Origin of the sequence: Mogibacterium kristiansenii, from assembly GCF_029224645.1 — a bacterium.
In the GTDB taxonomy this organism is placed as follows: Bacteria; Bacillota; Clostridia; order Peptostreptococcales; family Anaerovoracaceae; genus Mogibacterium_A; species Mogibacterium_A kristiansenii.
Map to the genome: position 1 here is coordinate 1 of NZ_JAQXUZ010000020.1, position 23,804 is coordinate 23,804.

The 23,804-nt window shown below is 53.3% G+C and carries 16 protein-coding genes and 1 tRNA gene; 5 read left to right on the forward strand and 12 right to left on the reverse strand.

Translation table 11 applies throughout. The features are described from left to right. Positions 1-1,190: 1,190 nt before the first annotated feature. Positions 1,191-2,630: a hypothetical protein gene (locus tag PUE40_RS05540; protein ID WP_277672144.1), complete on the reverse strand. Its 1,440-nt coding sequence runs from the start codon at positions 2,628-2,630 to the stop codon at positions 1,191-1,193. Positions 2,631-2,818: 188 nt separating this feature from the next. On the opposite strand from PUE40_RS05540, the gene PUE40_RS05545 reads away from it, so the two are divergent. Then, entirely contained in the window at positions 2,819-3,019 is a 201-nt protein-coding gene (locus PUE40_RS05545; RefSeq protein WP_277672145.1) for a DUF1858 domain-containing protein, read from the forward strand. 324 nt (positions 3,020-3,343) lie between these two features. On the opposite strand, the gene PUE40_RS05550 is transcribed toward PUE40_RS05545, so the two are convergent. From PUE40_RS05550 to PUE40_RS05580, 7 genes are all read right to left on the reverse strand, one after another. Next, positions 3,344-7,483, reverse strand: coding sequence for a S8 family serine peptidase (locus tag PUE40_RS05550; protein WP_277672146.1), 4,140 nt, complete (start codon positions 7,481-7,483; stop codon positions 3,344-3,346). A 226-nt stretch (positions 7,484-7,709) separates the two neighbouring features. Then, a complete protein-coding gene (locus PUE40_RS05555) occupies positions 7,710-9,056 on the reverse strand; it encodes a hypothetical protein (protein ID WP_277672147.1) in 1,347 nt (448 codons plus the stop codon). A 2-nt stretch (positions 9,057-9,058) separates the two neighbouring features. Further along, positions 9,059-9,451, reverse strand: coding sequence for a GNAT family N-acetyltransferase (locus PUE40_RS05560; protein WP_154554353.1), 393 nt, complete (start codon positions 9,449-9,451; stop codon positions 9,059-9,061). Between the two features lie 15 nt (positions 9,452-9,466). Continuing rightward, complete coding sequence (locus PUE40_RS05565) at positions 9,467-10,165, reverse strand: uracil-DNA glycosylase (protein ID WP_154554354.1); 699 nt, start codon at positions 10,163-10,165, stop codon at positions 9,467-9,469. Next, positions 10,159-10,704, reverse strand: coding sequence for a phosphatase PAP2 family protein (locus PUE40_RS05570; protein ID WP_277672148.1), 546 nt, complete (start codon positions 10,702-10,704; stop codon positions 10,159-10,161). Before PUE40_RS05570 ends, PUE40_RS05565 begins: the two co-directional genes overlap by 7 nt. A gap of 151 nt (positions 10,705-10,855) precedes the next feature. After that, the gene (locus PUE40_RS05575) at positions 10,856-12,133 is read right to left on the reverse strand and encodes an adenylosuccinate synthase (RefSeq protein ID WP_154554356.1); all 1,278 of its coding nucleotides are present in this window, start codon (positions 12,131-12,133) and stop codon (positions 10,856-10,858) included. Positions 12,134-12,362: 229 nt separating this feature from the next. Next, complete coding sequence (locus tag PUE40_RS05580) at positions 12,363-15,329, reverse strand: glycosyl hydrolase 53 family protein (protein WP_277672149.1); 2,967 nt, start codon at positions 15,327-15,329, stop codon at positions 12,363-12,365. Positions 15,330-15,570: 241 nt separating this feature from the next. Here PUE40_RS05580 and PUE40_RS05585 point away from each other — a divergent pair, with 241 nt between their 5' ends. After that, positions 15,571-16,440, forward strand: coding sequence for a phosphoribosylaminoimidazolesuccinocarboxamide synthase (locus PUE40_RS05585; protein WP_154554429.1), 870 nt, complete (start codon positions 15,571-15,573; stop codon positions 16,438-16,440). 56 nt (positions 16,441-16,496) lie between these two features. After that, a tRNA-Arg gene (locus PUE40_RS05590) sits at positions 16,497-16,572 on the forward strand. Positions 16,573-16,647: 75 nt separating this feature from the next. On the opposite strand, the gene PUE40_RS05595 is transcribed toward PUE40_RS05590, so the two are convergent. Next, positions 16,648-17,862, reverse strand: a complete 1,215-nt coding sequence (locus tag PUE40_RS05595; RefSeq protein WP_277672150.1) for an ATP-binding protein — start codon at positions 17,860-17,862, stop codon at positions 16,648-16,650. Positions 17,863-18,066: 204 nt separating this feature from the next. Next, the gene (gene aroD / locus PUE40_RS05600; RefSeq protein WP_154554359.1) at positions 18,067-18,828 is read right to left on the reverse strand and encodes a type I 3-dehydroquinate dehydratase; all 762 of its coding nucleotides are present in this window, start codon (positions 18,826-18,828) and stop codon (positions 18,067-18,069) included. 250 nt (positions 18,829-19,078) lie between these two features. Here aroD and PUE40_RS05605 point away from each other — a divergent pair, with 250 nt between their 5' ends. Together PUE40_RS05605 and proC are read left to right on the forward strand one after the other, a co-directional pair. Further along, entirely contained in the window at positions 19,079-19,297 is a 219-nt protein-coding gene (locus PUE40_RS05605) for a hypothetical protein (protein WP_154554360.1), read from the forward strand. Positions 19,298-19,338: 41 nt separating this feature from the next. Then, positions 19,339-20,127, forward strand: coding sequence for a pyrroline-5-carboxylate reductase (proC, locus tag PUE40_RS05610; protein WP_277672151.1), 789 nt, complete (start codon positions 19,339-19,341; stop codon positions 20,125-20,127). A gap of 74 nt (positions 20,128-20,201) precedes the next feature. On the opposite strand, the gene PUE40_RS05615 is transcribed toward proC, so the two are convergent. Continuing rightward, entirely contained in the window at positions 20,202-21,902 is a 1,701-nt protein-coding gene (locus tag PUE40_RS05615) for a [FeFe] hydrogenase, group A (RefSeq protein ID WP_277672152.1), read from the reverse strand. Between the two features lie 11 nt (positions 21,903-21,913). Then, positions 21,914-23,803 carry an NADH-quinone oxidoreductase subunit NuoF gene (locus PUE40_RS05620; RefSeq protein WP_277672153.1) on the reverse strand — a complete coding sequence of 630 codons (1,890 nt, stop codon included), beginning with the start codon at positions 23,801-23,803 and terminating at the stop codon, positions 21,914-21,916. Position 23,804: the final 1 nt, after the last annotated feature.

Consider the following 23,804-nt stretch of genomic DNA (forward strand, 5'->3'; position numbering starts at 1 on the left):
GGCGGGGCGGCGCCACCCGGGGCCGGCGGCGAGCGGGATTCGGGGCGCCCTGTTGGCGTGGCCCGACGGTGGGATAAGGCTTTGCCGGCGGGGCGGCGCCAACATGAGCTGACGCCGGGTGGAATTCGAGGCGCCCTGTTGGCGGGGCCCGACGGTGGATCAAGGCTTTGTCGGCGGGGCGGCGCCAACATGGGCCGGCGCCGGGTGGGATTTGAGGCGCCCTGTTGGCGTGGCCCGACGGTGGGGTAAGGGGTTGCCGGCGGGGCGGCGCCAACAGGGGCCGGCGGCGAGCGGGATTCGGGGCGCCCTGTTGGCGTGGCCCGACGGTGGGATAAGGGGTTGTCGGCGGGGCGGCGCCAACAGGGGTCGGCGGCGAGCGAGATAAAGGGAGAAAGTGATGTTGACGCTCTTGTTTTTCCGCCTCATGCATCAACTCCACTTTCAGAGTTAATGCATGAGTACCCGTTTCTCCATCCCATGCATCACTTCTAATCATTTTTATACTATTTTTCTTCTACTTTACTTTCAATCAGGTATTAAAGTGATGCATAAGCAGCTGTTTTCAGCATTCCGACATCACATCTTGCCATTTCCGCCGGGCATCTTTTCTCTAATCTGCCCGGCGACCACAACAAAATGATGCAGGAACCTCTTTTTTCCGCGTTCCTACATCATTTTCCCGATTTTGTCCCGGCGGCCCGACTTAGACTCGGGCCGCTCTTAGATGAAAAGAGATGCGCGAAGGGCTTTCACGGCCTTCGTGCATCTCTTCCCATCATTAGAAATTCCAAAAGGAAAGAATTGACGACGAACACCCCATCTTCCCCCGTTCGTCGTCAATTCTAATCATCTTCTCATGCCGCCTGCTCTAATCTGCATGCGGCGTCACGAAAAATTGACGACAGACCTTCTGTTCCGGGTAGTCTGTCGTCAATCTAACGATTTCTTCACGCTTTATGCTCTAATTTAAGTTAATCCTGAGTCAAAATTCCCTTCATTTAGCCCGGATTTTCTTCTTCCGGGGCCTCATCCTTCCCTCTTCTCCGGGCATTCAGCTCTAATTCACACGACGGCTACAAGGGAGTTGACGACGAAACCTCGGTTCCGAGCGTTTCGTCGTCAATTTTCGAAGATATCTCGCAAACGGCCCGAATTAGACTCGGGGCGGTGTGCCCAGTCGCCTTTGTATGCTAGCCTTCCTGACACAGTTTTCGACTGTGGGCTTTTGCCAATTCCAATCCTTTCCGGTTATACTCTTTCCGGAATTCATCCCGGATAATTTCTGCGGGGCGACCGCCCGGTTCCAGTTTGCGCCACTGGAAATCCAACGCTTCCCGGATATATGCCCACTCGTCGGAGGCGGAGCCCGTCACCGGTGCTGCAATCCCAACGGATGTGGGGCTGTCACCGTTGGCGGAGCCTCCACCAATCGCGGAGCCTGTCACCGGCGCTGCAATCCCCTCGGGGGCGGAACCGGCAACAGGGGCAACGCCACCCTCAGGGGTGGAGCCGCCACCCCTCTCAAAGAATTCTTCCATTTCCTGCAAAGCCTGCACCGCGTTCTCCCGGATGCTGAGGCCGTTGGAAAGGCAAGTGGAATCATCGAACAGCGCGGCGCGCTTCATGTCACGAAGCGCCAGAAGTTGCTCTCCCTCCGGGAACGGCTTCGGCGCCCGACTCGCCAGGTACACCATCAGGAGATGTAGAAATCGCACGTCCTCCCGAAAGATCCCGATTTCCGAGTACGGGTTTTCATCGATAATCCGAATCTCGATATGGCTCACTCCCTCCCGCCGCAGGCGCTCCAAATCATACAGCCCCGCTGACTTCAGCCGCACCGGATAGTACAGCTCCGCCGGGGACATCAAAGTCCCGTCCTCCGTGTATTTTAGGATGGAATCCACGTACCCCTCCAGGCTGCGGTAATCCAGCACCGGCTCGAAATCGTTCCAATAGCCGATTTCACTGCTCCGCGGACTGGCATACTTCAGGCAAGGCGTGCCGTCTTTTTTCCCCGGACAAAAATAGCTTTCATCCAGTACCGGACTCGCCGCAAAAAGATACACAATCAGCCATGCGTACCGGGTGGTCCACGCCGCCAAATTCAAATAGGCGGCATCCGCACTCCGGCGCTTTTCGCCGGCACAGCCGGTTCCAATGCCGGCATCCCCTATTGCCGAAATTGCTTCCCAGAATTTCTCCGGAAAAGACAGGTTAAAGTGAATCCCGGAATACAGCATCAACTGCGTGCCGTACCGGTCTCTCAAATGGTTCCGGTAGGCCGTCTTCCATGCCTTCTCCCCGTAAAACTCCATGGGCGGATTCTCCCCTTCCGCCTGAACATAGGGCGGGTTGCTGAAAGGCCACAGGTACTCCGGCCCGGTCTCCCGTTTTTCCAGCACTCGGGCCGCCTTCCGGTGCAGCCGCCGCAATGCCTCCCAGACCTCATCCGAGGAATCGCACACATCCGTGACAAATTCCAATTGATTCCCACTGAAATCCACATCCAATTCCACATCCTCCTGGAACGGGTGGGCCGTCTGAGCCAGCCGGCCGCGTCGGTCTACACGAAGACTTTCTTTTTCCAGCCCCATTCGTGCTACCAAAATATTTTTATCCAGTCGTTTCATATTTTTACTCCTACCCCCAATATGGAAACGATTTTATCACGACAAAAATCTCATCGCAAGGAAATTCAGAGTGATTTGATAGGAATTTTCATGAAAGATTTGTGAAAGGTGTTGCATTTCCTTGAAATCAATGGTATTGTAACTTTCGTAGAAAATTTTTCCTAAGGAATATGAAGGGAGTTATATAAATGACAATTACGAAGGACAACGTCATCGGCGAAGTTATCACCGCACATCCGGAACTGATCGAGACATTCTTCCAGAACGGAATGATGTGCATCGGCTGCCCGGCTTCTCAGGGTGAGTCCATCGAGCAGGCATCCCAGGTTCACGGCCTCGACGCGGACGCACTGGTAAACGCTCTGAACGACGCACTAAAAGCAGAATAGTCCGCGGCTCTAGGCGACCGGCTCGGCGAGCTCGATCGGCGGAGCGCATATCAGGGGTCGGCGAAGCCGACCAAACATGAAGATGGGAAGATTCCGGCGCAGCCGGAATCGACCGATTATTGGAGATGTAAAAACCAATCCTTTAAGTTGGTTTAAGGTTTTTGCATATAATAATAACTGTAAACAGAAGAGATGCTGTTTACAGAATTCTATCACCACCCAATCTCAAACATAAGTTAACACGAAGGAAAAGACAAGGCACCCCCCCATCGCCTTGTCTTTTTCGTTGCATTTTTCGGTTCTTCACTTTTTCCTCGCCGGAGGCTACCGGACCTTCACCACACACACAGCTTTCAGCTTCCGGTTTTCCTTGGAGCGGGCGGTGACCCGGATTTTGGCGCCGCGGCGGGCGCTGCTCCGGATGGTCACCTTTCCGGATTTAGTCACCTTGGCATACTTCCGATTGGACACCGTCCAAGTGACGCTGCGGTTGGTGCCGTTGGCGGAAGCCTTCAGCTTGATGCTCTTTCCCCGCTTCAGGCTCACGGATTTTCGGTTCATCTTCACCTTGGTGCAGATTTTCCCGAAATGCACCGTAATCGTGGCATCCTTCGTGGCCTTCAGCTTGATACTTTGGCCTTTCTTTGCGGCCGACGTCGGCTTCTTGAAGCTCTTCTTTTTGCCGTAACGGCTGATGCTGTAGGAATAGACGTAGGATCCCTTCTTCGGAGTGATTTTCAGCGTAACGGTCTCCCCGTTCAGAACGCCGGCGGTGCCGGTGACCGTGCCGGAGCCCTTGCCGCTCTTCTTCACTTTGAAGGTGCGGTATGCACTTTCAACCGGGATGCTCTTGAACGTCTCATAGGTGATATCGTCATCGTAAGACACGTATTCCGCATAGAACCGGTTTCCGGCTGACGAACCGTAAGCTGCCGACTCCTGTCCCTTGCCCCAGAGGGTGTAGCTCAGGGCCTCGGTTTTGCCGGTGGAGGTGTTGAACCGGTAGGTATCGCCCTTGCCGTCGGAGGAGGCGCCGCCGAACACGATACCCTTGGCATCCAGGCCCACAGCGCAGCTTACCAGATTCTGTTCAAAAACATCCTGCGTAAGGGTTGTGTTCAGTACCTTTGGCAGGGTACCCGCCTTCTGCCACTTGCTGCCGTTAAAGGCCATCACGTCGTAATTGAGTCCATTGCTGTTCCGGCCCAGGACGTAGTACAGCTTTCCGTTCTGAGCGAAGGCCTTTCCGTCGTACAAACCTTCCGGCAGGTTCGCCTTCTTCTTCCACACGGCGCCGGATTTTACCGGGCAGCTCCAGGTCTCAGCGGACGGCATAATTTTCTTGCCTTCCTTCTTTGCGCCGCCTGTCAGATACAGGTTCCCGTTCATTCCTGCCAAAGCGGTGCAGCCGGCGCTCTCTTCATCGATGGTGCTCGGCATGCTGCCCTTGTCGATCAGCGTGTCGGAATATACCGTCCAGTTCTTCTTGCTGCCGGTCAGATCCATGCCTACCAGCATGTAAGACTTCCGGTCCCCCAGATTGCAGCAGATTACCTCATAGACGTTACCCCTCATATACGTTGCGTTGGTCACCAACGTAATTTCCGGGCGTTCCCCCTTCTTGAGCTTCCAGAGGAAGTGCTTCTTCTCCTGACTCTTCGCATACTTCGTCACTGCGTCATCCAGGCTCTGACCCACCTGGTCGTAGTCGTTCTTGTCCACGGTATACAGATTTCCGCTTCCCGCATCGTATCCCAGTTTCCGGATATCGTTCGGAATCCACTGGACGTTATCGCCATCGGAGCTTGCATCCTCCTCGTCGTCGAGCAGGTCCTTGGATGAGGAACTCTTGTTGCGGGCCGCCGAGTCGCTGCGTTCTTCCTCTTCATCCGACAGGACGAACTCCTTCTTGTATTCGGCATTTCCTTTTACCAGATAGAAGGTGCCTCTGCCCGTCTTCTCTCCGTTTTTTAAGCTAAAAGCAATACTGCTTCCCGCCAGGTTGTACGAGGATGCATTGGAGATGGTGATTTTGCTGCCGTCGGAGGACACATCCTTGGAAGCGATGTCTCGCTTGGTGTCCTGAACCGTATTGGTCACCGTGATTTCCGGATTGGTTCCGAATCCGGCACCCTCCAGAATCACCTGATTTTTCTTCGGGTCCACCTTGGCCGACCGGACGGCCGGTTTGGCGGAAACGCTGTTGGCGGTGTATTCGTCGAAATCGATTCCGCCGCCGGTGGATACTTCGTTCTTATATCGATCGTTGGTGGTCTGATACAGGATGGATTTCAGCTGCTTCGCATCTGCAGTCGGATTCATCGCCGCAATCAGGGCCACGGAACCGGTGACCACCGGAGTGGCCATGGAAGTTCCGGAGAACAGGGCGTATTTGCCGAATTGATCCGCATCCGCACCGGCTTTGGAAATTCCCAGGGAGCTGATTTCGATGGTGGCATCGCCTTCATCTCCCACCTGGTAGATGAATCCCAGACCGAAGTTTTCCCCTTTCGCACCGGATGCAGAGAGCAAATCTGTATTCCCTTCGGCTCTCCACACATCGTTCATGCTGGAATCCGTCTGGTTAATATCCTCGGAAGCCACGTTCAGGGACTGGATGGTTCCCTGATCCGATACGTCCGCCGCAATGTCTCCCGCGATGAAGAATCCGGAACCCCCGCCCTGGGTGATAGTCCGGTAGGCGATGTTGCAGTAGGTATTGGATCCATCCGATTCTCCGCTCTTCTCGTATGGGAAGTACAGCAGGAACATGTCACCGTTCTTCGCTCCGGTAATCTTCCACTTCAACGCGATTTTGTCGCCGGAGGCACGGAAATTAGCGTCTTCGGATTCGTCGATGGTCAGCTCCGCTTTTCCCTTGCTGCCCTTGCTCAGCTTCTTTCCGGTCACCGCGGCGCCGAATTCCTTCATGCCGTCGATGGACTTGCCGGAAGCGTCTGTTCCGGTTACCGGGGTGATGCCGTTTTCTTTTATGGAATCTTTATTGAATTCCCCGTAATACTCCGAAAGCTGCTTCACCTTATCGGCGGAGTACAGCCACGGGGTGTAGTTCGGATAGCTCACCGAGGAGAGGATGTTGGTGCCCGGCGCCATCACATCCACGTTCCGCTTTCCGTAGTTGGAGTAGGATGCCAGGGTGCCGTCCTCGGCGGAAGCCGCCACCGAAACGCCGTAATCGGAGCCGGTGTTGGCCGGAGCATTGGCAATCAGGTCGTTGTCCGACGTCTCGTTTCCTGCGGCACAAATGGTGAGAATGCCCGCTTTGCCCGCTTCGTCGATGACGGAGTCGTAAATGTCGGAATCCACATCCGCGCCAAAGGAGCAGTTGATGGCTTTCAGGTTCACGCCCAGCTGCTTGGCCCGAATAGTATAGTAAAAACCTTTGAGGATTCCGCTCAGGGTGCCGCTGCCGTCGCTGTCCAGCACCCGGATGCCCATCAGCCGGATGCCGCTGCTGTCGCCGGATTTGTCGCTGCCGAATACGCCGGCGGTTCCGGTGCCGTTGTTGGCCTGAGCCGCGATGATGCCGGCACAGTGGGTGCCGTGGCCGTTCTGGTCCATCGGGTCGATGCCGTCCGGATCGTCGGAAGCATTGCCGCCCAGGAGAATGTCCCAGAAATCCGCCTCCTCCTCTACAAAATCGTGACCGTAGGTGCCGGTGAGCTTGAAGCCCTTCGGGGCCTTCCACATGTGGCTCTTCAATTCCTCGTGCTCGTAATCGATTCCCGTATCCATTACCGCAACTACCACGTCCTTTGCGGATTTCTCTGCGGTCTTGTCATAGGCCTCCCAGCCGGCGGAGGCGTGGATGCCGTCCAGATGCCATGCGGTGCGGAGGTACTCATCGTTCCATCCCGTCCGGTTTCCCGTATCCTTCGCCTCAAAAATATAGTTCGGCTCCGCGTTCTTGATTTCCGGGTTCTTCTCCAATTCCTTTGCCAAGGTCTTGGCGCTTCCGTCCTTCGAGGAAACGACACTGATGACCGTCTCATCTTCCGAAGATTTCGTCGGGGTCAGGGCAATCGTATCTTGAATCTCGTACTTGTCCAAGGATTTCTCCAGGATTTCCGCCTGCTGTCCCAAAGTGTTCTCCGCTTTCTTCTGCCGTTCGCCGGACTTTTCCTTCATGGCACTGCCGAAGGATTCTGCCGTAGCGGCCCGGCGCGCCATCTTCTTCTCCTTGGTCGTCGGCGCATCCGTGGTAACGGCGCCTTCCTTATACTGTACTACCACCTGGTTCGGTACGCATTCCGGATATTTCTTCCCGGAATTGACAGCTCCGGTGAGGCGGCTCCCCTTGGCGGAGGCGGCCAGGTTCGGCAGTTCCGATTCCGTCGTCGCTGCAGCTTGGAACGGCATCATGCTGATGGTCATTCCGCAGGCCAGCGCCAACACCGTCAGCTTCTTCCCTGTGGTCTTCATTCGGTGAGTCTTTTTCTTCATTGCTCTTACCCCTGTCTGTGTTGATGTGTTCTGTTCGGTAAAAATAAATTGCGAATCCGGCCCTACCGGTTTGTCGAGCGTTCGAATCGGGGGAAGATGAACACCCGCCGGCAGCTCCGGCATCCGCAATTTATAAATATTGTACCATAGGAAAAAGCGGTGAAATCTTAAGATTCCTTAAGATTTCACCGTTTTTTTCTTTATCGCGCCCTTCCGGCGCACCGTCTTACTCCGTCACCAGGTAGCTGGCCACGTTTCGTTCGCTTCCGTGGGAGGCGATAATCGTCCCCCTCGCCTGCCGGGTGAACACCCCGGCAAAACTTCCGTTATAGGAATACAATCCGTTCATATTGATGTAATCCCACGTCCTTCCGTCTCCGAACATGAAGTCCACATTGGGAGTCGCATACTGCTCCGCGTATTCCTGGCAGATAAATCCTTTGTTGTAGTATGCCTCGCACACCTCCCGCCATTCCTCCGGCGACCGGCCCCGGCCGTCCGCCACACTGTCGGATCCGTAGGAATCGTTGGGTTTGAGGATGTATTTGTCCTTGTTTCGAATCACTTCCTCCAGCTTAATGCCCTCCTCCCCGAAGTCGCAGGTGTACGGCACATGCTCTCGCACGAACCGGTTCTCCTCTGCCGTGAGAATTGCCCGGGTCTCCTCCCGGTGCAGCATGCTGAAGAAGGTTTTGGCATGGGCCACCTGGGTTCGGAAAGAGCCGCACAAGAAAACATTTCCCTCTCGATAGGCATCCAGCAGCGCCGTGACCGAATCGTACTCCTCCATCACATCCGCCGTCACCGCCCGGCGGTAGATTCCGTGAATCTCATAGCCCTCCGGTGCCAGCAGCCGGCCGTCCTCGTAGCGGAGCGACCGGATGTCGATGACCTGGGCGTAAATTCCTTTTTGCCGAAACCGCGCGGCGAACTCGTAGAACTCCGGCACGTTCCCCTTATCCAGAAAATCCACGATGGCCACCGTCGGCACCAGCGGCATCTCCGGATGTTTTTTCCGGTAGTGGGTGTACAGCTCCAGGAAGGTCTCCACCCAGCTGCCGAATAGCTCGTAGCTCCGGAGCCGATACTTCCGGCAGATGGCCTGGTGAGCCGGGTTTCGCAGGTTCAGCTTGTCCAGATGGAAATCCTCGTTCATGGCGCTGGTTCCGTCCGTGTTGATCTCGCAGAACTTGAAGTCCCCGGTATCCTCGTGATAGAAAATATCGAAGCGGGCCATCGGCAGTTCGTCCGGATATCCCGGATCCGCCAGAATCAGCTCCTCCAGTTTCTCGGAAAAGCCGAAGCCCTTCCGATATTCCGGATCCGCCACATAGCGATCGATCACCTTGCAGCAGATTCGGTGGGTCATCTCCACGATTTCCCGAAACCGCCAATCGTCCTCCCGGGTATACACCTTCTGCATCGCCAGCGGCTTGTCAATCAGCCGTCCCCGGGAAATCAGCGGAGTATGCTGCAGTTCCTCTTTCATCTCCTCTGCCGCCGCCCGATTCTCTTCGTAATGTTCCTTCAGCTCGCGGATGTAATCCGCATATATCTGTTCCCGTAAATTCATTGCTACCCCTTCATGATGACTTCGTAATCCTCATCCACGTATTTGAAGCCGTGCTTCCGGCAAACCTCCGCGTACGCCCGGTCCGTCCGAATCATCACCCGGCTCTCTCGCCGCCGATGCTCCCGCAGGTAGTCGCCCAGTTCCCGAAGGAGGTTCTCCTCCAAGTGCCGTTCCCGGAACTCTTCCGCCACCATGACGTCGCACACCAGATAGTACAGCACCCCGTCTCCGCAGATGCGGCCAAACGCCACCAGCTGCTCCTCTTCAAAGATTCCCACGGTAAAAAGACTGTTTCGTATCGCTTCATAGGCCGACTTCAGAGGGATTCTCGCGCCGCACTTCTGCGCCAATGCCGCAAAATCCGCCGGAAGCGTTTCGTTATAACGATATTTCATTTTACAACCCTTTCTTTATCCTTCCAACGACTCGTTTCTTCCCGACAGGCTCCACTCCACCGGTGCTTCGCCGTGTTCCTCCAGGAACTCATTGGCCCGGGAGAAGTATTTTCCCCCGAAGAAGCCCCGATAGGCGGACAGCGGACTGGGATGTACCGATGTGATGATGAGATGCTGCTTCCCGGTAATCAGTGGCACCTTGGATTTGGCGTTGCTGCCCCAAAGGATGAATACAATAGGCTTTTCCCGCTCATTCAGCAGCTCAATCACCCGGTCCGTCAGCTGCTCCCAGCCCTTCCCCCGATGGGAGTTGGCCTGATGCGCCCGCACCGTCAGCGCCGTATTCAGAAGCAGCACGCCGGACTTGGCCCAAGGAATCAGGCAGCCGTTCCCCTTTGGCGGAATTTCAAACCCGACATCTTCGTGAAGCTCCTTGAAGATATTCTGGAGGGACGGGGGTTCCGGAACGCCCGGCTGAACGGAGAAAGCCAGCCCGTGGGCCTGTCCCGGTTCGTGATACGGGTCCTGTCCCAGGATGACCACCTTTACATCCTGATATGGTGTGTACCGAAAAGCGTTGAAGATATCGTTCATCGGCGGATATACCGTCCCCTGAGAATATTCCTTCTTCAAGAACTGCCGCAGGTTCAGATAGTAGCCCTTGCTGAATTCCTCCCGAAGTACGTCGTCCCAATCATTTCCAATATTTACCATTTTGAAAGCACCTCCTTTCGTTCATAGAATCGGCATACCAGCAGCGCAATAACGGTTCCGCTGAGAGCTCCGCAGAGCACATCCAGCGGATAGTGCACGCCCACATACAGTCTGGACAGAGCGATGAGGAATGCCAGGGTCAGCGCCGGCACGCCGTACTTCCGGGGAAGTTCCCGGAACATCACCACCGCCGTCACAAAAGAAGCCGCCGAGTGACCGGAGGGGAAGGACCAGTCCGAGGGTTTTTCCACCAGCCGCTGAACTCCGGTGAACATCTCGTACGGCCGGATTCGACCCACCAGGTTCTTCAGCATCAGGTTGTTCACCACAAAGGAGAGAATCAGCGCCGTCGCCGCAATGACTCCAACTCTCCGGGTCTTCTTGAAACACAGCATCAGCAGAATCAGGGCAATCCAAATACTTCCGGCGTCCCCCAGGTGGGTGATGAATTTCACCAAAGGTGTCAGTCCTTCGTGTATGACAAAATGCTGAATTTCCATCAGCAGATTTCCATCCCATTGGGTAATTGTGCTGCCCATTCTTCCTCCGTTTCCAAGCCGCTCCGGGCGGCCGTCCTTCCTGTAAAAACCTTTTCTTAACTATAAAAGCCTGCGGCCAGGCCGCAGGCTCTCCGCTCTATTCCATATTATATACGATGAATGGAGTCTTTATATGAATGTTCTGTATTTTTTACCGGAAAATCAGCTCGTCTCTTGCCGGACCGTTGGAAACCATGGTAACCGGAACGCCAATCAGCTCTTCGATGCGCTCCACATAGTCTCTGCATTCCTTCGGCAGATCTTCGTACTTCGTAATTCCGGTGATGTCGCACTTCCAGCCCGGCATGGTTTCGTATACCGGCTTTGCCTTCTCCAGCTGAATGGTGTTCGGGAAGTCAGTGATGATCTCTCCATCCACATCGTAGCCCACGCAGATCTTCAGCTCGTCCAGGTATCCCAGTACATCTACAACGGTGAGTGCCACTTCGGTTGCACCCTGCATCATGCAACCGTACCGTGTTGCCACGGCATCGAAGTTGCCCACTCTTCTCGGACGACCGGTGGTAGCACCGAACTCTCCGCCGTCACCGCCGCGTCTTCTCAGCTCATCCGCTTCCTCCCCGAACAGTTCGGATACGAATGCGCCGGCACCTACGGCAGACGAATATGCTTTTACCACACAGATAATCTTCTGAATTGCATACGGCGGAACGCCCGCACCGATTGCACCGAATCCTGCCAGTGTGGAGGAAGAGGTGACCATCGGATAGATACCGTGGTCCGTATCCTTCAGCGCACCCAGCTGACCTTCCAGAAGAATCTTCTTGTCGTCCTTCAGCGCCTGGTGCAGCACGGCGGATGTATGTGCCACGTACGGTCTCAGAATTTCCGCATTTTCTTTGATTTCTTTGTAAATTTCTTCCGGATCCAACAGCGGCTTGTGGTATAGATGCTCCATCAGCGTGTTCTTAATCCGGCATACGTTCTCGATTCTCGGCATCAGGGTCTCTCTGTCCGCATACAGTTCGCCCACCTGGAACCCAATCTTTGCGTATTTATCCGAGTAGCATGGCGCCATTCCGGCCTTGGTGGAACCGAAGGATTTGCCCGCCAGTCTCTCCTCTTCATACGCATCCAAAAGCATGTGATAGGACATTACCACTTGCGCCCGGTCCGAAACGATCAGCTTGCTGTGCTCTACGCCGGCATCTTCCAGCGTCTTCAGCTCCTCTGCCAGAATCTTCGCATTTACCGCTACGCCGTTGCCGATTACGCTGACCGCGTCCTTGCTGAAAATGCCCGATGGCAGAAGGTGCAGTGCGAATTTGCCCCACTCGTTCTTGATGGTGTGGCCGGCATTGCTGCCTCCCTGAAAACGAACCACATAATCTGCGTCCTGTGCCAGGCGATCGGTAATTTTTCCCTTACCTTCATCGCCCCAATTTGCTCCTACAACTGCTGTAATCATATTTCCTCCTTTAATGCAGCACTCTGCTCTCATAAAGGCTTTGTGACCTCGTCCAATGAATGACCTTCTGCATCGCCCAATTACCGTTGTAAAAATAGCTTTTTTTAAATCGCATGGGCTTCCGGTTTTTCCTTGCAAAAAGGAGAATCCCCGAGCCACACACACAGGCCATTGTATAACAATTTCCTGTGCAATGCAAGGCTTTCGGGGATTCAACCGCACTTACGCGCTATTTCGTCTTCGTATTCTTCGATGCGGACCAAGCGGAATAGTAGGTCGTCTTTCCGACCTTCTTATAAGTCCGAACCCGTACGTAATACCGCTTCTTTGCTTTCAGCTTTGTCAGCTTCTTCGTGGTAGCCTTCGCGGACTTCACCGAGTACTGCTTTGTCGCCGATTTCTTAAAGGTCTTGGAGGTGCTCCGTTGAACCTGGAAACCGGTTACCTGCGCTCTCTGTTTTTTCCAATAAACCTTGATGGATTTCCGTCCCTTCTTCAGCGACTTCATTGCCGGTTTCTTCGGAACAATCCGGTATTTCACGGATACGGTTCCCTTGACGCCTTTGTATTCCTGCTTAAATGTCGCCTTTACGGTGTAGGTGCCCACGTTTTTCTTGGCAGTGGATCCGGAAAGTTTGTAATACTTTGCCGGTACTTTTCCGCCTCGAATCGTCACGGAAACGGTCGGCTTCTGGGTCTTTCCGTTGTACGTGAGAGTCGGCTTCTTCACCGTCATCACAGCCTTCGTGCCGCCGATAGCTTCTTTATAGAAGTTCAAGCTCTGCATCATGTAGCCGTTAAAGTCGAACAGGCCCATATTGTCCCATGCGCTGGCGCCCGCCGTCGGCTTTTCTTCATAGAACATTTTGAAATCCGGAGAATATCCTTCGGCCGCTCTTGCAGCCCATCCGTTGCCATATTTCTCCGAAATTTCTTTATTTTTATCCCAATTGTGCTGTCCCGGAACGGTTGGAATCCATGCCGGCTCCCAGTAATACGCACCCAGGCCGTTGTAGCTTGCGCCCAGCACTTTGTACATATCCGTAAGTGAATCCACCTGTCCCTGCGGACCCACCTTGTAGTTCACGTAGCTGCTCGGTTTGCCCACCTGGTTGTTGGTTCCGTCGGAGTCTTCCGAACTGCTGAGCCAGGAAGTTTCCATTACCACAAATTCTTTTCCGTATTCCTTCGCCAGATTCTGTACGTCCTTCAAATCCGAAAGTTTGTTTCCGTTTCTACCGGCCCAGAAAGGATAGTAGGAAGACCCCAGTACATCGTAATCTACGTGATACTTCTCCCACGCATCCATTACGGTCTTGTATTTATTGCGATTCGGCGTCTCCAGCTGAAGGGCAATCTTGGTATCCGGTGATACCTTCCGTACAGCGGATGCCGCAGAATTCAAGAACATGCAGGCAGTTCTCGGACGGTTCTTCACCTTGCTCTTGCTGCCCCATGCGTCCGTGTAGCTTTGGTCAAAGTCAAATGCGCCCGGAATTCCGTTGGTAATCTCGTTGCCCAACTGAACCATCGTTATCGGAACATTGGCGTCTTTGAATTTCGTGAAAATCTCTTTCGTGTAATCGTAATAATCTCTTCGAAGCTGTTCGGTATCGTCAGCATCCTTTTTCCAGGCTTTCGGCAGAATCTGCTGGGTTGGATCGGCCCAGAAATCGGAGAAGAACAGGTCCAGCGTAACGCTCATTCCATACTTCTTAGCTTCTTTTCCAAGCTCCAGAGCACGGTCCGAATCCATTCCGCCGCCGCCATAAGTGGTCTTGGTGCCGTCCGTATTGTGTTTCCACGGATCGTTCCATACGCGGATTCGAACGGAGTTCACGCCGTGATCGCTGAGAATCTTCAGCAGCGGTTCTTCCTTTCCTTCCTCGTTATAAAACTTCACGCCGGCATCCTGCAGTGCTTTGTAAGATCCCACATCCACGCCTCGGATCATATCCTTGGTCATACCATCAATCTTTTTAATCTTCACCTTCTGGGCTTTCAGTCCCGGTTCCCCGCCGTATTCGTACGGATTGTACCACTCCGTCACATCTGCTTTCGTGCCGTTTCCATATGCGAAAGCAGCGATGGATTTCTTCAGGTGACCGTAATTGTCCACCAACGCTGAGGACTCCCAACCCAAGAGAGCATTATCGTAAATCAAGCCGCCCTCATTGCTTCCGCTTACGGTGGCTTTCAGAACATCGTAGATCTGAGATGCCTGCCGATCTCTCGTCGCCGAGGTGTCCTTGTCGTCTTTCGTCGGGAAAGAAATACCCGCAACGTACAGATTCTTTCCGGCTGCTTTCGCCTCTCCTTCATATTTTTGGAAGGCATCTCTCAACGCCGCAATGTACTCCGTGCTGTAATAGCTTCCGTACAGCGTCACGCCTACCGCGTCGTACTGAACTCCGTTCCATTCTTTGTTCAGCTCCTGAAGAACCCACTTAACATCCTCTGCCTTAGAGGAATCTTTCGCATCTCCCGGTGCCGCAATTCCGATTCCAACCTGAATATCCTTGTTGGAATCCTTGATGATGCCGGAGATATCCCCCATAGCCTTCCAGCCCTTATAAGCATCGTTGCCGCTATATCCCAGGAAATTGTAATTCACGTTATTCCCGATGGTAATCATGTCCGGAGTAAAACCGGCTTTCGTGAATCCGGCCAGAACGGTGTCTTTAGTGTACGCCTTTGCCGCAGCGTCTGCATCCTTTCCATCCCAGGTTTTCGATGGTGTCTGGTCATTTTTGTCCGTCATCCAATCGCAGAACAGGAGCACCATGTTGGTCTTCAGGTCTGCCGCTTTGGCGGCCTTCAGAGTTTTAATTCCATCCTCCAAGGTGCAGAGGTTCTTCTGTCCCAAGTCACCGGCGCTAGGATTTACCGCCACCTTAACGGTCACCGTATTCACGCCCTGCTGCTTGAGGAATTCCATCAGATTCTCAATCGGTCTCTGCTGATAATCCTTAAATTCCTTTTTCCACTCCACATTCTTCTGATACATGGAGAAATCCACTCCGCGAATGGTCCCGTCGCTGATGTTCTCAATCTTCGAAAACTGATTCCATGCCGAGTTCTGTGCCGAATCCCCCGCAGTGTCTGCAAACACAGCTCCCGATTGCACGGAAAAAACCATGGTCAGGCACAAAATCACCGCCACAGCGAATCGTTTTCTGCACAATCGATTTAACATTTCTTTTCCCCCTTTTCTCATTATCGATTTTTTCAATAACCCTGTTTAATTTTACTATATATAACATCCTCGGAAAATAAACCAGCGGTTTATTTCCTGCTAAATTCACTGAAAAATTTCCCGGCCGCCTCAGCCGAAAGAATCTTATTTTTGTGGGTGTATTTCTTGAACAATTCTCCGACAGGTGGTATATTTATTGAGTCAAGTCTTATCATGTACAGCAAAGAATGGAGTTATGAAAATGAAGGAATATACCCCGGTTAAAGAAGGTAAAGTTCGTGAGCTCTACGATGCGGATGACAGCCTGATCATGGTTGCTACCGACCGCATTTCTGCGTTTGACCATATTCTGCAGAACGATATCGTAGACAAGGGCGTGGTTCTGACCCAGATGTCCAAGTTCTGGTTTGATTTCACCAGCGACGTGGTTCCGAATCACATGATTTCAACAGATGTGAATGATATGCCGGAATTCTTCCGGAACGAGAAGTTCGAAGGTCGCAGCATGATGTGCCGCAAGCTGGAGATGCTCCCGCTGGAATGCATCGTTCGCGGATACATCACCGGAAGCGGTTGGGCAAGCTATCAGGAAACCGGCGAGGTCTGCGGAATCAAGCTGCCGGAAGGACTGCAGGAGTCCCAGCAGCTGCCGGAGCCAATCTTCACTCCGAGCACCAAGGCTGAAATCGGCGATCACGATGAGAACATCTCCTATGAGAAGAGCATCGAAGTTCTGGAGAGAGATTATCCGGGACACGGCGAAGAGTACGCTGCCAAAGTTCGGGATCTCACCATCGCCGTATACAAGAAGTGTGCGGACTACGCACGGGAACACGGCATCATCATCGCCGATACCAAGTTCGAGTTCGGACTGGACGAGAACGGAGAGATTGTTCTGGCAGACGAAGTGCTGACACCGGACAGCTCCCGTTTCTGGCCGCTGGAAGGCTACGAAGTGGGCAAATCCCAGCCGTCTTACGACAAGCAGTTCGTTCGTGACTGGCTCAAGGCAAACCCGGACAGCGACTACAAGCTGCCGCAGGATGTCATCGACAAGACCATTGCGAAGTACAAGGAAGCTTACACGCTCCTGACCGGCAAGGAACTGTAAAAACAAATGCATACTGTTCGGGCGATACCGATTCATCGTTGGTGTCGCCCTTGTTTGTCTCAGTAGCTCAGGGGACAGAGCACCGCTCTCCTAAAGCGGGTGTCGGAGGTTCGAATCCTCTCTGGGGCACCATAAAACAAAGCCGAAAGTCCTTTGTTTCCGAGGGCTTTCGGCTTTTCTTTCGGCAATGTTACAATGCATTGATTTCTAATTCCATTCCTCTGCCAACAGGAAATCGCGGATATTGCGGTGCTTGATTCCGTTTCTGCTCATGTCGAACTCATCCAAAGAGACAACATATTTCGGGTAGTTGTCGCGGATATTGTCATACGCGCCGAACTCACGCCGGACGGTCTCATCGGATGCCAGCAGATAGGCAACCTGAACATATAGTTTTTCTCCACTCTTGTCACATACAAAGTCGATTTCCTTGTCTCCGGTTCTGCCGACTGTCACTTTGTAGTCCCGGCGCAACAACTCCAGATACACGATGTTCTCCAAAATGAGGTTGATATCACGCATATTTCCGCCGAAAACAGCCTCCCGGATGCCGTGGTCGGCAATGTAATACTTCTCATTGGAGGCGAGAATCTGCTTTCCCTGCAAGTCCTCACGCTTGACCTGATAGAACAAATACGCGTCGCAGCAGTATTTAATGTAGTTCAGGATGGTCTCCGGTGCAACGGTTCGTTTCTCGTTTTTGAAGAACTTCGCTAGAGAAGTTGCGGAGAAGGTCGTACCCACATTCGCAATCACATAAGCGATGATGCGTTCCAGCAAGTCAATGTCACGGATCTTGTTCCGCGTCACAATATCCTTTAGCTGGACAGAGTTGAACAGGTCATGAAGGTAGAGTTTGGAAGGAGCATCCTCGTAGCGGATGTTGGCAAGGTACGGCATACCGCCGGATAATAGATACTTCTGAAAGCATTTCTGAATCGGCTCATCCGGTGCGATGGGACGGTACAGTTCCAGAAATTCCGCGAAAGAGAAGGGGTAAATAACGAACTCCACAAAGCGTCCGCCGAGATAGGTGGAAAGCTCACCGGACAAAAGTTTTGCGTTTGAGCCAGTGATATAGATGTCGCAGTCAAGGGATACCCGGAGGGAATTGATACACTTCTCCCAGTCTTTTACCTCCTGAATCTCATCAAAAAACAGATAGACTTTGTCGTTGATCTCTGCGGCTCTCTTGGTAATCTCATCATGCAGTGACTTTGCGGTTTGCAGATGAGAGAAGTTCAAATCCTCAAAGTTGATAGAGATGAACTGAGCAGAGCTGATACCGGACTCCACAAGCTCCTCTTTTATAAGCTCCAGCATAACCGATTTACCGCACCGGCGAATGCCGGTCATGACCTTTATCAGCTCCGTTCCGATAAACGGACGGATGCGCTTCATATACATTTCACGTTTAATCATAAGCATAAGCCTCCTTGCCTGTGGCTGAACACAGTGTAACACATTTACGGCTGAAGCTCAATGGTATATTCCGAAAGCTATAAGATATAACTGATAAAATCTACACTTCTATAAAACCGACAGTTACGAACGAAAAATTCCAGAGGAACTTACACGATGAAATCCTTGATGGAATGGAAGGCTTTAGCTGTATCGGAATTATCTTTACAGGGCTCCGTGAAGGAGTGTGAGGACCTGCTTCAGATCTTCCACACCCATCTGACCCGGAGCGGATGCCTTTGCGGCTGCGCCGAATGTCAGAGCGGATCCGAATACTTCACCGCACAGACGGCTGATGACGCCGGTGCCCGCCATCGACATGGTGATGATTGGACGGTCTGCGTGAATCGATGCCATCTCCTCCGTGGCCGCCAGGAGGGTCAGCACGTCTTTCTTGTTCTGCGGCATCACGGCAATCTTCGGAATGTCCGCACCCATCTCCTGCATTTTGCAGAGACGGCGGACGATGTCATCCTTCTCCGGCGTTTTGAAGAAATCGTGGTTGGACGCCACCACCTTTACCCCGGCGGCATGAGCGCCCTCGATGATTCTCCGGACGATTTCATCCCCCGTGAAAATTTCCACATCGACCATATCCACATAACCGGTCTGAGCCGCTTTGATGTTGATGTCCGCATAGACTTCATCCTCGATGGTTTTCTCACCGCCTTCTTTGAAGGTCCGGAAGGTCATCAGCAGCGGCAGGTCACCCAGCACCTGACGAAGATCCTTCATCACATCTTCCAGCGCTGCGAAGTCGAACACGTTCTCGAACCAGTCGATTCGCCATTCCACTACGTCTGCCGGAAGCCGGGTGATGGCTTTCGCCTCCTCCAGAATGGCTTCTTTTGTAACCCCCACAATCGGCACGCAGATCTTCGGCATACCCTCGCCGATTACCGTATTTCTAACCTTAACAGTATTCATCTCTCTTATCCTTTCCATTCCGCCTGATTATGCGGATTTATGAAATCCCCATTGGACTAATTATACCTCAGTCCGATTCTTAAGCCACCCCCTTGCACCGCATTTTTCCTTTGTGTTACAATCCCTTCATACACGGAGGTATATCATGGCACATTTAAATGAAAATGCAATTGCATATATGAACAAGCGGGGCTTTCGCCACGTTCTCCTTTCGGTGGAAACCATCACCAGCTGATGTGCGCCTCCACGATTGGAGATATCGGTAAGGTTTACCGATGAGGAGAAGGAGTCCCTGCTGGCACAGGGGTACACCTGGGAACCCAGTGAGCTGGGAAATGTATATTATCCGGCGGAGGGAGTCATCATCGATGGGGAGATTACGGTGCGGTACGAAGAGCATCCCTGGCTCACTTGTTTTGAGGTGGATGGACTGCTTCCCGCCAAAGACGACGAGGAAGTCGGACAGTGAAGACTTCCTCGAAACTGTTTTTATGGAAAGGAATTATCGTTATGAATGCAGAAAACACAAGAATCGGTATCATCGGACTGGGCAGCATGTCCTCTGCCATCGTAAGGGGTTTTATTACCCATGGCGGAATCGATCCGACCCGGATTACCGCCAGCGCACGGAACCGGGCGAGACTGGAGAACAACTGCAAGGCTTTGGGCATTCACCCGGGGACTACCGCTGAGGTGGCGGAGAATTCCGACATCGTTATCGTGGGCGTCATTCCGACGCAGGTGGAGAACGTTCTCCGGGAAGTGCGGGATCTGCTCCCGGGCAAAATCATCGTTTCCATCGCCTACGGGGTTTCCCATCAGCGCTATATGGAACTTCTTCCGGAGGGCTGCCACGTAATCTGCGTGGTGCCGAACACGCCGATTGAGGTAGGCAAGGGCGTGCTGGTATGTTCCAACGATCATTCTCTGACGGAAGAGCAGCTGGAGATTTTCAACGAACTGTTCGGCAGTATTGCCCTGATTGAACTGCTGCCGCCGGAACTTCTGGACCTGGGCGGCATCGTGGCGGGAAGCACGCCGGCATTTATGGACATCGTCATCGAGTCTTTGGCCGATGCGGCGGTTCTCCACGGAATGCCACGGGCCACCGCTTACCGTCTGGTAGAGAAGATGATGGAAGGCTCTGCGGCCTATGCCATGGAGACCGGATCCCATCCGGCCGCACTGAAGGACGGAGTCTGCTCCCCGGGCGGTGCCACCATAAAGGGCGTTGCCACGCTGGAGACGAGCGGCCTTCGCGGCGCGCTGATTCAGGCGATTGTGGATATTATGAAATAGAGCAAAATCCCCACCCATCGGAGTATCCGACAAGGTGGGGATTTTCGCTATCTACAGCATTTTATTAAGTGCGCTTATTTTCCGGCTGCTTCAAAATTCCGATGCAGAAGCTCATGGGTTTTGCCCTTCAGCAGGCCATCGTACAGCGACTGAACCAATGGGTTTTCATTGGACTTCTTAATCTGCGTGTTGATGTCCGTATCGTAGATTCCCTTGCTTCTCGCAATCCGACTCTCCGGATCCACCGGTACCGGCTGTCCGCCGCCCATGATGCATCCCCGTCGGCAGGCCATGACTTCCACGAAATCGTACTGCACTTCGCCCTTCTGAATTCTCTTCATCAGGTTGTTCGCATTGCCCAGTCCGCTTACAACCGCTGCGTGGATGGTGCGTCCGTTGTAATCGAACTCCACTTCTTTGAGTCCCTCTTCTCCGCGGACACCGCTGAATTTGATTTTCTCCATTTCCACACGGTTATGACCTTCCCGAAGACGTCTCAGTACCGCTTCCGTCACACCGCCGGTAACACCGAAGATTACGCCGGCACCGGATCCGATACCGAACGGCATATCCGTTGCCTCAATTTCCAGATTTTCGAAACGTATTCCGGCTTTTCGAATCATACCGATCAGTTCTGTTGTGGTCAGGACATAATCAATATCCTGTTTTCCGTTGGTACTGGATTCCGGTCTCAGAATTTCCTCTTTCTTTGCGGTGCACGGCATGATGGAAACCGAAACGATTCTCTTTCCGCCGCTCTTCTCCGGATCCTTATAGTATTCCCGAACTACCGCACCGAACATCTGCTGCGGTGAACGGCAGGTGGACAGGTTCTTCGCCAGGTCCGGATAGCGTTCCTCGCAGAATTTCACCCATGCCGGACAGCAGGAGGTGAACAGCGGAAGGTTCTCCCCGGCTTCCAGGCGATTCATCAGCTCTTCGGATTCCTCGATGACCGTCAGGTCCGCACCGTAGGAGGTGTCATAGACTTCATCGAAGCCCAGCCGGTGAAGCACATTCACCAGCTTGCCCATCACATTTTCACCCTTTGGCAGACCGAACCGATCTCCTACTGCAACGCGCACCGCCGGAGCAATCTGCGCCACGACCTTTGTGTTTTTATCCGCCAGAAGATCCCAGATGGCATCCGTATTCGTATGAATGCTGATGGCGCCGGTTGGACATACCACACGGCACTGTCCGCAGTTAACGCAGTCCGTCTCGGCGATTTTCTTATTAAAAGCAGGTGTTACCAGCGCCCGGGTGCCCCGGTATGCAAAGTCGATGGCGTTCACCGACTGCACGTTGTCGCACATGCGGACGCAGTCACCGCAGAGGATGCACTTGTTCGGATCTCGAACGATAGACGGAGAACTGAAATCCAGCGGGTGCTGTTCCTTGGTATTTTCAAAGCGGATGTTTCCCGCTCCCATGCGGTGCGCCAGCGACTGCAGCTGGCACTCACCGCTCTTAATGCAGGTGGTGCAGTCTCTGCAATGCGCTGCCAGCAAAAGCTCCAGGATGAGCTTCCGATACTTCATCAGGCGCGGCGTATTGGTGTAGACGATCATTCCGTCTCTCGGCGGTTCGGAGCAGGAGGCGAAGGTCTTTCCTCGCTCATTTTCCACCGTGCACAGACGACAGGCGCCGTACACGGACAGCTCCGAATGATAGCAAAGTGTTGGTATATCGATATCTGCTTTGCGAATGACGGCGAGCACATTCGGCTCATCGGTAAACTCTACCGTCCTCCCATCAATTGTCATATATCCCATAATCGTCCCTCCTACTTTTCGATATGAATGGCCTTGAATGGACACTGCTCCATGCAGGCACCGCACTTGATACATTTTTCCTGATTGATGTGATACGGCGATTTCAGCTCGCCTTCAATTGCGCCTGCCGGACAATTCCGTGCGCACTTCGAGCATCCCTTGCATACCTCCGGGTCAATCCGGAATCTCCGCAGGTTGGAGCAGATTCCCGTTCTGCATTTTTTCTCGTTGATGTGTTCCAGATACTCGTCTTCAAATGCATTCATCGTGCTGATGACCGGCTTCGGTGCACTCTTTCCCAGTCCGCAAAGGGCGGTGCATTCAATCATGTCCGCCAACTCCCGGAGTTCGTCCATATCCGACGGCTTTCCTTTTCCCGCAACGATGCGTTCCAGGATTTCCAGCATCCGCTTCGTTCCTTCTCGGCACGGCACGCATTTTCCGCAGCTCTCTCTTTGGGTAAAACTCATGAAGAACCGCGCAACCTCTACCATGCAGGTGTCCTCGTCCATGATAACAAGACCGCCGGATCCGATCATGGCACCAATCTTTGCCAGAGAATCGAAGTCCATCTTGCTGTCCAGCTGTTCCTTTGTCAGGCATCCGCCGGACGGTCCGCCAATCTGTACGGCCTTGAATTCTTTATCGTTCTGCAGTCCGCCGCCGATATCGTAAATGACTTCCCGCAGCGTAATTCCCATCGGCACTTCGATGAGGCCCGTGTTTCTTACGTTTCCGGTGAGAGCAAACGCCTTCGTGCCCGGACTTTCCGGCGTACCGATTCCCTTATACCAATCCGCGCCGTTTAGTAAAATCATCGGTACATTGGCGTAGGTTTCCACGTTGTTCAAGACGGTCGGTTTTGCCCAAAGTCCCTGTGCAACGGTACGCGGTGGCTTTACTCTCGGCATGCCTCGCCGTCCTTCAATGGATGCGGTCAGTGCACTTCCTTCACCGCATACAAAGGCGCCGGCGCCTCGATTGATGTGGAGGTGGAAGCTGAAATCCGTTCCCAGAATGTTGTCGCCCAGAAGTCCCACCGCCTCTGCCTGACGAATGGCCGTCTTCAGTCTTTCAATGGCCAGAGGATATTCCGCACGTACGTAGATGTACCCTTCCCGAGCCTGAACGGCGTAGGCGGCAATCATCATGCCTTCGATCATGCGATGCGGATCGCCTTCCATGATGCTTCGATCCATAAAAGCACCCGGATCGCCTTCATCACCGTTACATACCACATAGCGAATCTTTTCCTCCTGGGATGCCACCTGCTGCCACTTTCTTCCGGTGCGGAATCCGGCACCGCCGCGGCCTCTCAGGTTGGAATCGTAAATGCATTGGATGACTGCCTCCGGCGTCATTTCAAAAATAGCCTTTTCGATTCCCTTGTATCCGCCCACGGCCAAAGCACCTTCGATATGTTCCGCATCGATGTGTCCGCAATGCTTCAGCACCAGTCTTGTCTGCTTCGCATAGAACGGAATTTCCTCCTGGGACGGATAGGTTACGCCGTCCATCTTGTACATCAGGCGCTCAATCGGTCTTCCTCCCAGAATGGTTTCCCGGTAGATCTCTTCACAATCTTCCAGCTTCACTTTAATGTATAAGTAATTGTACGGCTCGATTCGTACCAGCGGACCCATTTCGCAGAAACCGTGGCAGCCGCTCTTCATAACCTTTGTGTGTACGTGCTCGGTACCGGCATGGGCAATCTCTTCCCCGATTTTCACTTCAACACCGGCATTTTCCTTCGTCAGCTCCTTGAGCTTCTCATAGATTTTCTCGGATCCGCTGGCCAGACATCCGGTTCCGCCGCACACCAGCACCCTGCAGTCGGCGCTTTGCTTCTTCTGACATTCCGCCCGATACTCTTTCAGTTCCGTTCTGTTTTCAAGCTTCATC